6 protein-coding genes are annotated in these 15,216 nt (G+C 31.6%); 3 read left to right on the forward strand and 3 right to left on the reverse strand.

Going from position 1 to position 15,216, the window contains the following annotated elements; all coding sequences use genetic code 11:
• Positions 1-41: 41 nt before the first annotated feature.
• Positions 42-1,451, reverse strand: coding sequence for an aldehyde dehydrogenase family protein (locus tag Q4512_RS05665; RefSeq protein WP_303422676.1), 1,410 nt, complete (start codon positions 1,449-1,451; stop codon positions 42-44).
• A complete protein-coding gene (gene cphA, locus Q4512_RS05670; protein WP_303422679.1) occupies positions 1,451-4,093 on the reverse strand; it encodes a cyanophycin synthetase in 2,643 nt (880 codons plus the stop codon). The genes Q4512_RS05665 and cphA overlap by 1 nt, the downstream gene beginning before the upstream one ends.
• 103 nt (positions 4,094-4,196) lie before the next feature.
• Between cphA and Q4512_RS05675 the strand changes: the two genes are divergently transcribed.
• Positions 4,197-5,057: a cyanophycinase gene (locus Q4512_RS05675; RefSeq protein ID WP_303422682.1), complete on the forward strand. Its 861-nt coding sequence runs from the start codon at positions 4,197-4,199 to the stop codon at positions 5,055-5,057.
• Between the two features lie 275 nt (positions 5,058-5,332).
• Here Q4512_RS05675 and Q4512_RS05680 read toward each other — a convergent pair whose 3' ends face one another.
• Positions 5,333-6,262 (reverse strand): isoaspartyl peptidase/L-asparaginase family protein, encoded by a 930-nt coding sequence (locus Q4512_RS05680; RefSeq protein ID WP_303422687.1) that lies wholly within the window; start codon positions 6,260-6,262, stop codon positions 5,333-5,335.
• A gap of 234 nt (positions 6,263-6,496) precedes the next feature.
• On the opposite strand from Q4512_RS05680, the gene Q4512_RS05685 reads away from it, so the two are divergent.
• Both Q4512_RS05685 and Q4512_RS05690 read left to right on the forward strand, forming a co-directional pair.
• Complete coding sequence (locus Q4512_RS05685; protein ID WP_303422690.1) at positions 6,497-10,348, forward strand: hybrid sensor histidine kinase/response regulator transcription factor; 3,852 nt, start codon at positions 6,497-6,499, stop codon at positions 10,346-10,348.
• A 383-nt stretch (positions 10,349-10,731) separates the two neighbouring features.
• The gene (locus Q4512_RS05690; RefSeq protein ID WP_303422693.1) at positions 10,732-15,216 is read left to right on the forward strand and encodes a leucine-rich repeat domain-containing protein; all 4,485 of its coding nucleotides are present in this window, start codon (positions 10,732-10,734) and stop codon (positions 15,214-15,216) included.

A 15,216-nucleotide genomic window follows, 5' to 3' on the forward strand; every position in this document is an offset into this window, starting at 1 on the left:
AAAAAAGAGGTAATTAGGTAACTAATACGCCTCTTTTTTATTTAAAACCATTTTAGTGTTACGTCTATAATTTTTTGCTTAAAACTAGTGTAAGGCGGAAATAATAATTCAATAGAACCTTTGGTATGTTGCTTTAATACCGAACGCATATTAGAAAACTCTTGGAAGCCAAAAACACCATGTGCTTTACCAATCCCGCTATTATTACTCCCTCCAAAAGGTAAATTATGGTTTGAGTATTGCAGCACATTATTATTAATAGCTGTACTTCCTGCTCTTGTATTTTTTATAGCGTGATTAATATTTTTCTTGCTTTTACTATATATGTAAAGTGCCAAAGGTTTTTCTTTAGCATTAATATAGTCTATTGCTTCGTCTAGAATTGTATATGTTTTTATAGGAAGAATAGGCCCAAAAATCTCGTCTTGCAAAAGGGAAGCATCTTCTGGTAAATTGGAAATTATTGTAGGCGCAATAAAATTATCTTCAGAAGCTATTTGCCCACCAATTTCAAAAGTTGCATTATTCGACCTTGCATTCTCTAAATGTGCTTCTAAACGTTTAAAATGTTTCACATTAACAATACGACAAAGCGAATCGGAAGCCGAAGTATCTTCGGTAAAAAACGACTTTAATTGCTCCCTTAATTCAGCTACAAAATTATCTTTTACAGATTCTTGTATTAAAATATAATCTGGAGCAATACAGGTTTGTCCACTATTTACAAATTTCCCCCAAGCAATTCTTTTTGCAGCAGTTTTTAAGTTTGCGGTTTCGTCTATAATGGTTGGTGATTTACCGCCAAGCTCTAAAGTCACGGAAGACAAGTGTGATGAAGCAGATTTCATTACTATTTTTCCAACCTGTGGAGATCCAGTAAAAAAGATATGGTTAAATGGTAGTTTTAATAATTCGGTAGAAACGTCGACCTCTCCTTCTACCAAAGCAATTTCATTTTCATTAAAAAGTGTAGCAACAATCTCGGCCATAACAGCAGAGATATGTGGTGTCATTTCACTAGGCTTAATAATTACGGAATTACCTGCTGAAATAGCAGAAACCAACGGTCCGAAAGTTAAGTTTAGTGGAAAATTCCAAGGCGAAATAAGCAAACAAACCCCTTTTGGCTCGTATACATACCAAGAAGAAGACCCAATTAAAGCCATTGGCGTATCCACTTTTTGGCGTTTCATCCAAGATTTCAAGTTGCTCTTCGCGAATTTAATTTCTCCAAGAACAGGATAAATTTCTGTTAAATCGGTTTCGGCAAAAGGTTTTTTAAAATCGGCATGCAAAGCCAAACGAATTTTATCTTTATACGTAACCTCAATAGCCTTTTTTAAGGCATTTAACTTTTTAATACGTTGCTTATAGGTTGTATTTCCTATATTAAATTGATTCGCTTTTTGTTTATTAAATACATCTGAAAATCTATTCGCCGTATCCTTCATTAATCTGCATAGTTTAGTTCGCCATTAGCCTCTTGTTCTTTAAACTTTTTTACCAATTCTAAAGCATCCGGAATCACATCACTACACAAAATAATTAGCGAACCTTTTACTGCGTTTTTAACCGCAAATTTAATCGCTTCTTTTTCCGATGGAATGATGGTTGTTTTCTTATTCGGATCTTTCATTTTAATACCATCATCTAGCATTTTAATAAGTTCTTCTTCTGTTTTTCCGCGTAAGCGTTTGTCTTGACGAATAATTATTTCATCAAACATTTCGGCAGCAATACTACCCATTTCATTATTATCTTCTACTCTTCTATCTCCAATTCCTGCAATAATTCCAACTTTTACAGTAGCATCTAGCTCGTCTGTAAACTTTTGTAAAGCACGCATTCCTGCTGGATTATGTGCATAATCTAATAGGATTGAAAAATTATTGAATTCGAATAAATTTAAACGTCCAGGTGTTTGTGAAGCCGAAGGTATAAAAGTTTCTAATGCTGCTTTCATATCTTCAATACTAATGCCTTGTACATGGGCAGCAAGTACAGCTCCTAGTACATTTTGAATCATAAATTTTGCTTTCCCACCATAGGTTAATGGAATATTTACTGCTTCCATGATGCGCATTTTCCATTCGCCTCTACAAATAGTAACCCAACCATTTTCGTAAATCGCAGTGATTCCATTTAAGCGTTGTAAAGCTTTAATTCTTGGATTGTTTTCATCCATAGAAAACAAGGCCACATTACAATTCACATTGCGTCGCATATCGTAAACCAAATCGTCATCTGCATTTAAAATGGCATAGCCATCTGGTAAAACGGTTTCTGGAATTACCGCTTTTACTTTAGCTAATTGCTCGATGGTATGAATACCTTTTAAGCCTAAATGATCTGCAGCTACATTAGTTACTACCGCAACATCACACTTTTTAAAACCTAATCCGGCGCGAAGCAATCCGCCTCTTGCACATTCTAAAACGGCAAAGTTTACAGTAGGATCTTTTAATACAAATTCTGCACTTGCAGGACCTGTACAATCCCCGGTCATGAGTAATCTATTTTGTATGTATACACCATCACTTGTGGTATAGCCAACACGATGACCGTTCATCTTCGCAATATGCGCAATTAATCTTGTTGTTGTCGTTTTTCCATTGGTTCCAGATGTAGCAATAATTGGAATACGTCCAGTATCTCCTTTCTGTGGAAATAATTTATCAATTACAGGAGCAGCAACATTTCTTGGCAATCCAGAGGTTGGTGCTAAATGCATTCTAAATCCTGGACCAGCATTAACTTCTAAAACAGCACCACCAGTTTCGGATAAAGGTTTTGTAATATCTGTGGTCATAATATCAATTCCACAAATATCTAAATCTATAATTTTAGAAATACGTTCTGCCATACTTACGTTTGCAGGATGAATAATATCTGTAATATCTTCAGCTGTTCCACCTGTGCTTAGGTTTGCTGTATCTTTTAAGATAAGTCTTTCCCCTGCTGGCAAAACCGATTCTAAAGTATATCCAGCATCTTTTATAATGGTTTGTGTGAGCTCGTTGGTAGTAATTTTGGTTAATACATTTTCATGTCCAAAACCACGACGCGGATCGCTATTTACTTTGTCTATTAATTCTTGAACCGTTGATTTTCCATCACCAATAACATGCGCAGGAGTTCTAATAGCTCCAGCAACCAAAACATTATTTATAACTAGTAATCTATAATCTTCACCAACAATAAATTTTTCGACAATTATCGCACCACTTTTAGAGCTATCTTTTGCATGATGAAAAGCAGTTAAAGCATCTTCATAATTATTAATATTTACTGTAATACCACGACCGTGATTTCCATCTATAGGCTTAATCACTAATGGATAACCAACATATTTACAGGCTTCTTCTAAACTACGCTCGCGTCTAATAATATCACCTCGAGGCACTTCTACCTCAGCTTGTTCTAACAAGTATTTTGTATCTTCTTTATCGCATGCTAATTCCACACCAATACTACTTGTTTCACTAGTTACAGTGGCCTGAATACGTTTTTGATTCGCACCATACCCTAATTGGCAAAGGGAGTATTTATTTAAGCGTATCCAAGGAATTCCTCGTGCTTCAGCTTCTTCCACAATTGACCCTGTACTAGGACCTAATCTTTCCGACTCTCTAAGCTCGCGCATTTCTTGAATATCTTCTGTTAAATCATACGTTTCGCCAGCAATTAATGCTTCGCAAATTCGTACTGCAGATTTTGCAGCAAATCGCCCAACAGATTCTTCAATATAGGAAAACACAACGCTATAGACACCTTCTTCTCCATATCCCCTAGTTCTTCCAAAACCAGTATCCATTCCTGCTAAGGTTTGTATTTCTAAAGCAATATGCTCAATAATATGTCCCATCCAAGTACCTTCATCTACTCGCATAAAAAAACCACCTTCGCAACCTTCCGAACATCGATGCGAATACATACTAGGAAACATGGCTTTTAATCTTTCTGGAAATCCATCTATTTTATTCGATGGCAATTCTTCCATTTCTTCAAGATCTAAAACCATTACAATTAATTTGTGACGTCTTACAGACCAGTAGTTTGGCCCTCTCATGGCGTTAATTTCGCGTATCTTCATGCAAGGTTAGGTTTAAGTTAGTTTATGTGAAAGATTATAAATATATACAAATTCTGCAAAAAATTAGTCTATTTTTGCACTTTAAAATTTTAAGGAAAAATAGATGCATCGATTTAACGGAACGTTAATTCCTATTGGAGGAAATGAAGATAAAGGTATTGAAGAAAACGAAATGTATACCCTCGAATTTATTGACGAAGGTATTTTATTTCATGTAGTTAAAGAGGCTGGAGGAATAGATGCAAATATTGTTGTTATACCTACAGCATCTAGTATTCCTGTTGAAGTAGGCGAAAATTACATGGAAGCCTTTACCACTTTAGGTTGTAAAAATGTAACTATACTGGATATAAGAAGTAAAGAAGATTCTGAAAAACAAGACGCTATACATTTAATACAAAACGCAAATTGCGTAATGTTTTCTGGTGGCGATCAATCTAAAATCACTGATAAAATTGGAGGCACAACCATACACACTATTTTAACAGAACGCTACAAAAACGAAAAAGGTTTTGTAATTGCAGGTACCAGTGCGGGAGCCATGATGATGTCTAACGAAATGATTGCTGGAGGAAGCGCATCGGAAGCATTTATTAAAGGTGCGGTAACCATGTACAAGGGACTGGCTTTAATTCCGGAATTAATTATTGACACTCATTTTATTAAACGAGGTCGTTTTGGTCGTGTGTCGGAAGCAGTTGCACAATTCCCAAAACTTGTAGGTATTGGTTTAGCAGAGGACACAGGATTAATTATTAAAAACGGTAGACTACGAGTAATTGGCTCTGGAATGGTAATTGTTTTTGATGGTAGAAAAATAAAACACAACAACCACAAGCGTTTAAAAGAAGGCACACCAATGTCTTTAACCAATTTAAAAACACACATTTTATCTAATGGTGACCGTTTTAACATTAAAAACAAAAAGGTAAAAGTATTACCTATTGAAGCACCTTTTATCTGAACTCCAACACTTGTAGAAGCTTAATGTTTTTTTGGGCGTTACCTAAAGGTCGCGCTTTCCGCTTTATCTTTTTTAAGAAAAATAAAAAAGGATGTCGCTGCAATCCCTAACGCAAACCACCTCGTCTTTAATTTTACTTATTGGTTCTCGATACAAAATTGTAAAAAAAACAATTTCACTCGAACTGAAAATAAAACTAAATTAGCATCTTACTTGTCACTTCGAGTGCTTTGCGAAGCATGAGTAAACAGTATCGAGAAGTCAATAATAATGTATTATTTATAAATAGAAACTTCCTCTTGACCAGTAGAAGATTTACTAGCACGATACATACCTTCGGTATTAAAAGGCATTGCAATATTCCCTTTGGCATCTACAGCAATAAGACCACCATCGCCTTTTATTTCTAGAATACGTTTGTTTATTACTTCGTTAGATGCGTCTTCTAAACTCATTTCTTTATGTTCCATTAAACAGGCAACATCATAAGCAACCACACCACGAATAAAAAACTCTCCACTTCCTGTACAGGAAATTGCACACGTTTTATTATTCGCATAATTACCAGCACCAATCATAGGGCTATCTCCTACTCTTCCCCATTTTTTATTGGTCATTCCTCCTGTAGAAGTTGCTGCTGCAATATTACCATCCTTATCACATGCAACAGCACCAACAGTTCCAAATTTAGAATCTTTCTTCTTCGCATGATCTAACTGAAAACTATCGGTATCTTTAATTTCTATCCACTGTTTATGTCTAAATGCATCGTAAAAATACGAGGCATCTTCAATAGTGTAATCTAGCTCTTTTGCAAACTGCATTGCTCCTGCTCCTGCCAGAAAAACATGCTCACTTTTTTCCATAACGTCACGAGCCAATGCAACCGGATTTTTAATTCCAGTAATTAAACTTACTGCTCCTGCATTTAAAGTTTTTCCATCCATAATAGACGCATCCATTTCATGAGATTCGGTTGCTGTAAAGACGGACCCTTTTCCTGCATTAAATAATGGTGAATCTTCTAAAACAACAACTGCTTTTTCTACAGCTTCAGTTGCTGTACCATTATTTTCTAACACCTTATATCCTGCATCTAAAGCTAATTGTAAAGCGGCTTTATATTTCGCTTCCAATGCTGGTGTCATCATTCCTTTTACTAAAGTTCCTGCCCCACCATGAATGGCAATTGAAAATGTATTCATTTATTTTATTTTTATTGGAAAAATAGAAATTGAAATTCTAAATAGAAATTAGTTTATTTAATAAGTTCAAAATTAGTATTTTAGTCTTTTTATTAACATTTAATGCTATATAATCCAACCTGTTTTTTATTAAAAATTACAAAAAAAATCAAATTTACATTTTTTTTATGTTTAGTTGGTATATTTACTCACGCTCAAAATTTAACATTTAAACATTTAGGTTTAAAGGAAGGCTTGCCCCAAGAAACTATTCTTTGCTTAACTCAAGACCAAAAAGGGTTTTACTGGCTTGGCACTTCGGATGGCATCGTACGTTTTGATGGTCATGATTTTTACATTCCTCAACCAGACACAAATTCAGGACTAGATATTGCAGGATATAGAATTGGTGCCATATTAGCAAAAGATAAAAACATATATATTGGTACAGGACAAAATGGACTAGTAGTGTATAATATTAATGAGGAGTCTACCACACAACTCCTAGATCCAGATAGTAACTGTACAAGAATTATTAAACATGACTCTATAATACTAGCTGCTTTTTACAATAAAGGTGTAGCAGTAATTACCAGTGGAAAATCGAAATTCATACCATTTAACATAGAAAACCCAAAAGAAATTACAGGGCTTTCTATTTTAAACAATACCGTTTATTTGAGCACAAAAAATGGCGATATTTATAGTTTTTCATCTAATAACATCTTAGAGAATGAAACTATTAAACTGAATAAAATAGCCAAAACCAACGATCCCATAACAAATATTGAAATACTAGATCAGCGCCTTTTTGTTTATACCACCAATGGCATTCTAACTCTAAACAGCACCAATAATACCGTTAAAAAAATACCAAGTTCTGACTCTAGCATTTCATTAGATCTTAATATTAATACCATAAAAAAAATAAATAATATTTATTATATAGGATCTAACAATGGTCTAATTACTGCATATCTAGTAGATGAAAAATTTCAAATAATTAATCAATATAAAGCGAATAAAAAAGATAATTTAAACACAGTATCTTTCGATAATATTTATGCATTACACGCAGATAATAAAGGAAACTTAATCATTGGTAGTTTTAATTTAGAAATGACATCGACTACTAAAGATGAAGTTTTTAAAAACCCAACTAATTTATTTAACGTTAACGACCCATCTGTATTTGCCGTAATAGATACGAAGAATTATTTGTTTACTGCAACTTCAAGCGGGCTTGTTATTTCAGATAATAAAGACCTATCAAAATTCAAAACATTCCCTAGTTATAGAGCAAGAGGCTTTGTAAAAGATCATTTAAATAATTTATGGATTGCTACTGGTAAAGGCGCATTTATAATCAATCTCGATACCATAAACCTCGAAAACCCTAACTTTATTGAACTACCTTCTAAAACAGGAAATGCGTCGCATTTACCATCAAACAACATTAGGAGTATTTATAAAGATTCTGCTAATACAATTTGGGTAACATCCTATAGCGATGGGTTTAGTAAATTTATTGGAAATGTTAAAAATAACTCATTCGAATTTATCAACTATAACACCGACCAATTCCCTTCTCGCTTAACCATATCAATGATAGAAGACAGCTATGGAATGTATTGGATGACTACTCAAAAAGGGCTTAGTTCTTTTAATTTCAATTCGGGTAATTTAAACCTTTTAAAAAATTATGATGAATCTAATGGTTTAGCAACAAGAGGTGTATTGAGTGCTTTTGAAGACAGTAGCAAAACACTCTGGATTGCAACAAGAAAAGGCTTAAGTAAATATAATAGAAAAAGAGATGAATTCACTTCTTTTGGTAAACGCGACGGATTAAGCAATACATTTATTTATAACATTAACGAAGACGACCTTGGCAACTTATGGCTATCTACCAATGGAGGTCTTTTTAGATTTAATAAGAGTACAAAGGAATTTACAAATTACAATCCTAAAGATGGTGTACAAAGTACGGAGTTTAATCTTGGTGCTGTTTATAAAAACAAAAACAATGGTTTTCTATATTTTGGTGGTATTAATGGCGTAAATATCTTTGATCCAAAGCAAATCTATAAACTAGATAAAGAAGGACAACTTAACTTTACACAATTAAAAATAAAAGACAAAACAGTTTCTCCTAACGAATCTTCTGTAATATCTAGTAGCATTATTAATGCTAAGCATATTGAATTAAACCATAATGATTTCCCCATAAATTTAAGTTTTTCAGGGTTAGACTTTAGACCAAATAGCAATATAAAATACGTTTACAAACTTCTTCCTGATGATACAGATTGGAATGCTTTAGATTATAAAAACTATATTCAATTTATATCGCTGGCACCCAAAAAGTACACCCTTCAAATACAAGGTAAATCGCGAAACGACTTATGGCAAAAACAGCCTTTACAACTCACCATTAATGTAAATCCACCATGGTATAAGAGTAATTTAGCATACCTAACTTATTTACTTTTCTTTTTAGGAATCGTTTATGCTTTTTATAAATTAAGTTTACAGCGTCAAATTGCGGGTCAAGAATCCATTCGTTTACAGGAATTAGATAGTTTAAAATCGCGTTTTATCACCAACATTACGCACGAATTTAGAACACCTCTAACTATTATACTTGGCTATCTAGATAATTTAAAAGAGCAATTCTTAGAAAAAGACGATGTAACTACATCGCTAAACACCATAGAGCAAAACAGCAATAGTTTGCTTAATTTGGTCAATCAAATGTTAGATTTAGCTAAATTAGAAAAAGGGCAACTCAACATAAATCTTATCCAAAATGATATCGTTGCATTTTCATCACATATTACAAATAGTTTTTTAAGCATTGCTAAAGACAAACAGATTAAACTGAATTTTAATTCCAATCCAGAAAAAATAATAATGGATTTTGATGCCGAAAAAATGCGTCAGATTCTCACCAACCTTATTTCTAATGCTTTAAAATTTTCACCTGAAGATTCCGAATTAAAAATTCACATTAATAAATTAAAAAATAGCACACTACAAATCCTGATTATGGACGAAGGTTATGGAATTCCTGAAGAGGAACTACCTTTAATTTTTGATCGCTTTTTTCAAGTCGAGAACAACGAGCATAAAATATCGCAAGGCACAGGTATTGGATTGGCTTTAACAAAAGAATTGGTAGAACTATTTAAAGGCTCTATAAGTGTAAAATCTACATTAGGAACTGGAACTACATTTACAATTACACTACCAATAACAAATAATGTAGAAGAAAAATCAATTGAATTAAATAACAAGCAATTATCTATTGGCACAGTAGTACCGCAACTTAATGATATTATTGTTAATGACGACTCTAATACGGTGTTAATAATTGAAGACAATGTAGACATGGCTCGTTACATCGCCTCCTGTTTACAACCAGATTATAAAGTTAGTTTTGCGAAAAATGGTAAAGAAGGGTTAAAACTTGCAGAAACAACCATACCAGATGTGGTAGTAACCGATGTCATGATGCCAATTATGGACGGATTTGAACTCACTCAAAAACTACAAGCCAATACTAAAACCAACCACATCCCAATTATAATGTTAACCTCTAAAGCGATGCAAGAGGATAAATTGGAAGGTATTACAAGTGGTGTAGACGCATATTTAACCAAACCTTTTCAAAAAGAAGAATTACGACTTCGCATGAAAATGTTAATTACAAAACGAAAACAACTACAAAAAACCTATTCTATACCTACTATTTTAGAGCAAAAAGAAGAACAACCTAAACCTATAGATAAAAACATTATCTTCCTAAATAAAGCTATTGAAAGCGTTCATAAACATTTAGATAATTCAAATTTTGGAGCAGCCGAATTAGCAAAATTTATGCTAATGAGCGACTCCCAACTCTATCGAAAACTAAAAGCAATTTCAAATACCAGTACAGCCATTTTTATTAGAAAAGTACGATTAGAAAAAGCTAAAGAATTACTAAAAACCTCCAATTTAACTGTTTCTGAAATAGCTTATGCCTCGGGGTTTAACGATCCCAATTGGTTTAGTAAAGCTTTTAAAGAAGAATTTCATAAAAGCCCAACAAGTTTCCGTAACTAACTGATTATTAGTAATCAACAAATAATCATGCAAGAATAACACATGTTATTTTTCTTCCTTTTGACAAAATACTCCCTGTTTTTGAAAAAATAATCTAGACCCTTTTTTGAGTTTTGTAATAGGTTTGTGATGCTATTAATCATTAAATCTTTATTGGATGAAAACATCAACACTTCTCCTCTCCTTTTTAATAATAAACTCCAGTGTTTTGGCTGGTCATATTTCTATTCAATTCATAGGGAGTCTCAATCCATTTATTCCTGAAGGAAGCGAACTGTTACTTGGAATAAGTTTTTACGTCCATTCTTTTATAAAAGACGTCAGAAACGTGTTTGATGCAAACGTAACACTTTAAGGATAACAAAAAATAGTAAACCAACATTATGAAAAAAACTACCTTATTATCCATTATTACTTTTTTATTATCTGTTATTGCTTTTGGACAAAACACTTACGTGCCAGACGATAATTTTGAACAGGCATTGATTGATTTAGGCTATGACTCTGGACCATTAAATGATTATGTACCAACTGCAAATATTAATACGGTTACCATTTTAACTATACCATATAATAGTATTTCCGACCTAGCTGGTATAGAAGGCTTTGTAGCATTACAAGAATTAAGTTGTTTTGGAAATGTGATAACAAGTTTAGATATAACTCAAAATACGGCTTTAACAATATTAAATTGTTACGGTAATAATTTAACAAATATAGATCTTAGTAATAATACTGCGTTAACACAATTATATTGTCATTCAAATTATCTTACCAATTTAGACCTAAGCAACAATACGGCTTTAACTTATTTAAATTCTCGTAATAATAATTTAACAAGTTTAGATGTAAATAATAATACGGCTTTACAAACTTTAGCTTGTGATAATAATTATTTAACAAGTTTAGATGTAAGTAATAATACCGCTTTAACAGATTTAAATTGTGCTAATAATATTTTAACAAATTTAAATGTTAAAAACAGTAATAATATAAATTTTACAGATTTTGATGCCACAAACAATCCAAGCTTAGCTTGTGTTGAAGTAGATGATGTAACCTACAGTACAACAAACTGGACAGATATTGATGCATCTAGTAGTTTTAGTACAGATTGCTATCCATTTACCTATATTCCTGATGATAATTTTGAACAAGTCTTAATAGATTTAGGGTATGATACTGCGCTTGACAATTATGTAATAACAGCAAATATTAATTTCCTTACTAATTTAAATGTAAATAATAAAAACATTGCAGACCTAACTGGTATTGAAGATTTTGTAGCACTACAAGATTTACGTTGTTTTGGAAATGTACTAACAAGTTTAGACATAACTCATAATACGGCTTTAACTAATTTAAGATGCGGATCAAACTTACTTACAGAATTAGATGTTAGCCAAAATCTACTACTAGAAGATTTACGTTGTGGTTCAAACCAAATAACACAATTAAATATTCAATTTAATACAGCTTTAACAAGCTTAGTTTGCTCATCTAATCAACTTGAAAATTTAAATGCAGATAATGGAAACTACATTAATGTTTCTACTTTTAATGCTACAAACAATCCAAATCTTATTTGTATACAAGTTGATAATGCTAGTTATAGTTCAACAAACTGGACAAGTATTGATACTCAAACCTCTTTTAGTGAAAACTGCCATTTTAATGAAACTTATGTTCCAGATGATAATTTTGAACAAGCCTTAATAAATTTAGGTTATGATACCGTACTTGATAATTATGTGCTTAATGCAAATATTAATACACTTACAACTTTAAATGTAAGTTATTATAACATTTCAAACCTTACTGGTATTAAAAGTTTTAGTGCTTTAACAGAATTAGATTGTACCTATAATGATTTAACCAGTTTAGATCTTAGTAACTGTACGGCTTTAAAAAACCTATATTGTTATGAAAATGATTTAACCACTATAACCACTAGTAACTGTACGGCTTTAAAAAAATTACATTGTTATAATAATAATTTAACAGCTTTAGATGTTAGTAACAATACGGCTTTACAAACTTTATATTGTTATAATAATGACTTAACCAGTTTAGATATTAGTACCAATACAGCTTTACAATATTTTTGGTGTTATAATAATAATTTAACAACTTTAGATGTTAGTAACAATACAGCTATAACAGATTTTAATTGTTCTAGTAATAATTTAACAAGTTTAGATGTTACTAACAATACAGCTTTAGTAGCGTTAAGATGTTCTAGTAATAATTTAACAACTTTAGATATTAGTAATAATACAGCTTTAATAGCTTTAAGTTGTTCTAGTAATAATTTAACAAGATTACATGCTAGAAACGGAAATAATTTAAATTTCACAGAGTTCTTCGCCCAAAACAATACAAGTTTAACCTGTATTGAAGTAGACAATGCTATATGGAGTACTGCAAACTGGACAAGTATTGATGCTTCAAGTAGTTTTAGTTCCAACTGTCATTATGACGACACATACGTACCAGATGATAATTTTGAACAAGCCTTAATAGATTTAGGTTATGACTCTGGTGTGCTTGATGACTATGTATCAACTTCTATTATAGAAACTATTACATCTTTAAACATCAATAATAAAAACATTACAGACTTAACTGGAATTGAAGATTTTGTGGTATTAACAAATTTAAATTGTGCTGCTAATACTTTAACAAATTTAGATCTAAGCAATAATACCACATTAATAAATTTATTTTGTTACAATAATAATTTAACAAGCATAAATATTAGTAATAATACAGCTTTAACAAATTTACGTTGTTACAATAATAATTTAACAAGTATAGATATTAGCAACAACACAGCTTTAACAGATTTAAGGTGTTATAGCAATAATTTAACAAATTTAGATGTAAGCAACAATACAGCTTTAACAGATTTAAATTGTTATAGTAATGATTTAACCAATATAGATGTAAGCAATAATACAGCTTTAACAGATTTAAATTGCTCCTATAATGATTTACATTTTTTAGATGTAAAAAACGGGAACAATACAAATATTACATATTTTAATGCCACAAACAATCCAAATTTAACTTGTATTGAAGTAGATGACTCTATATGGAGTACTACAAACTGGACAAATATTGATGTTGCAACTAGTTTTAGTGAAGATTGTTTTACATCTACTCTATATACCTTTATTCCAGATAATAACTTTGAACAAGTCTTAATAGATTTAGGTTATGATTCTTTTTTAGATAATTATGTGCTTACCGCAAATGTTGAAACACTTACTAATTTAGACGTAAATAATAAAAACATTTCAGACCTTACAGGTATTGAAGATTTTGTTGTATTAACAGATTTAAATTGTTCCAATAATAATTTAACAAGTCTAGATATTAGTTACAATACAGCTTTAACAGATTTAAGTTGTTATGACAATGATTTAACAAGTTTAGATCTAAGTAACAATACGGCTTTAACTTATTTAATTTGTTCCAATAATGATTTAACAAGTTTAAATGTTAGTAACAATAATGCTCTAATAAATTTAAGTTGTCATAGCAATAATTTAACAAGTTTAGATGTAAGTAACTGTATAGCTTTAACAGATTTAAACTGTTATGATAATAATTTAACAAGTTTAGATGTAAGCAACTGTATAGCTTTAACAGATTTAGATTGTTATGATAATAATTTAATAAGTTTAGATCTAAGTAACTGTACGATTTTACAAGATTTAAACTGTTATGACAATAATTTAACAAGCTTAGATGTAAGCAACTGTATAGCTTTAACAGATTTAAATTGTTATAACAATAGTTTAGCAAGTTTAAATCTTAGTAATAATACTGCTTTACAAGATTTAAGTTGTTATAACAACAGTTTAACAAGTTTAGATCTTAGTAATAATTTGGCGTTACAAGATTTAAGTTGTTCCGGTAATAATTTAACAAGTTTAGATCTTAGTAATAATACTGTTTTACAAGATTTAATTTGTGCTAATAATTATTTAACAAGCATAAATGTTAAAAACGGAAATAACACCAATATTTACAATTTTTATACATTAAACAATCCAGATTTAACCTGTATACAAGTAGATGATGCTACTTACAGTGCTACATACTGGTCAGATATTGATGCTCAAACTTCATTTAGTGAAGATTGTAATTATAATACCGTTGTACTATCTCCAAAACTATTTTTACAAGGTGCTTATAACAATGGTATAATGCTAGATGATTTAAGAAGCAATAACTACCTACCAACAACAAGCCCTTATGTAGATGCTACAGTATGTTATTATTGTTACTATGGAGCTTTTGACATCACAGGAAATGATGCAATAATAGATTGGGTTTGGATAGAACTTAGAGACGCATCAGATGTTTCAATAGTTGTTGCACAAACCTCTGCATTATTACAAGCAGATGGAGATGTTGTTGCTTTAGATGGTTTTACACCACTTACTATTCAAGCACCTTTTGGCGACTATTACATCATGCTTTCGCATCGCAATCATTTAGGTGTTCTTAGCGCAAACACCTACAACCTAAGTTTAACAAACACCTCTATTGATTTTACCAATAATATAAACCTAATTACAGGAGGCACCAATGGTATTGCTACAATGAATGATGGCAAATTAGCTCTTTATGCAGGAGACTTTGATGGAGATGGACAAATACAAAACTCAGACAAAAATAATGTAGAACCATTAAGAGGCACTAACGGATATACCAATGCAGATATAGACATGAATTCTGAAGTGCAAAACTCAGACATTCAAAACAAACTAAATCCAAATATTGGCAAAGGAGAACAATACACCAGCAGAGTAGCACTTAAACTGTTTGCAAAAAGGAATAAAACTATTAATAAATAA

This window comes from Oceanihabitans sp. 2_MG-2023 (genome assembly GCF_030547245.1).
Classification (GTDB): domain Bacteria; phylum Bacteroidota; class Bacteroidia; order Flavobacteriales; family Flavobacteriaceae; genus Oceanihabitans.

Excerpts from the sequence above, each read along its gene's own strand:
- Q4512_RS05675 (WP_303422682.1), top strand. The coding sequence starts at position 4,197 with ATGCATCGATTTAACGGAACGTTAATTCCTATTGGAGGAAATGAAGAT.
- Q4512_RS05690 (WP_303422693.1), top strand. The coding sequence starts at position 10,732 with ATGAAAAAAACTACCTTATTATCCATTATTACTTTTTTATTATCTGTT.
- cphA (WP_303422679.1), bottom strand. The coding sequence starts at position 4,093 with ATGAAGATACGCGAAATTAACGCCATGAGAGGGCCAAACTACTGGTCT.
- Q4512_RS05665 (WP_303422676.1), bottom strand. The coding sequence starts at position 1,451 with ATGAAGGATACGGCGAATAGATTTTCAGATGTATTTAATAAACAAAAA.
- Q4512_RS05680 (WP_303422687.1), bottom strand. The coding sequence starts at position 6,262 with ATGAATACATTTTCAATTGCCATTCATGGTGGGGCAGGAACTTTAGTA.